The organism is Pseudoalteromonas sp. SR43-3, assembly GCF_014163875.1.
GTDB lineage: Bacteria > Pseudomonadota > Gammaproteobacteria > Enterobacterales > Alteromonadaceae > Pseudoalteromonas > Pseudoalteromonas distincta.
Genome location: NZ_JACJEC010000051.1, coordinates 1 through 350 on the forward strand (window position 1 = coordinate 1; position 350 = coordinate 350).

The window sequence follows — 350 nt, forward strand, 5'->3', positions numbered from 1 at the left end:
TGAAGCCTGGTAATGTCCTACTTTCACATAGCAAATGCTACACTATCATCGGCGCTGTTTCGTTTCACTACTGAGTTCGGCATGGAGTCAGGTGGGTCCAAAACGCTATTGTCACCAAGCAAATTAGGTGCAAAGAATCAATGACAAGCACGTAGTGCTACCATTTTCTTTGCGCAAGGTGCCTCAACTTTAACGCTACGCGCTAAGAGTCACCTCTTGAATTTTGAAAATATCTGATAATATTTTTTAAGTCTTTTCAGTAATATCTACTTTAGTCATATTAACTTCTGTCAAACTGTCGCATAAAACGCGTTTGGCGTTGTATGGTTAAGCCTCACGGGTAATTAGTA

Annotated in this window: 1 rRNA gene; it reads right to left on the reverse strand. The window is 40.3% G+C overall.

Annotation, left to right across the window (positions count from 1 at the left end):
* Positions 1 to 4: 4 nt before the first annotated feature.
* Positions 5 to 119, reverse strand: a 5S ribosomal RNA gene (gene rrf, locus H5088_RS20150).
* Between the last annotated feature and the right edge of the window lie 231 nt (positions 120 to 350).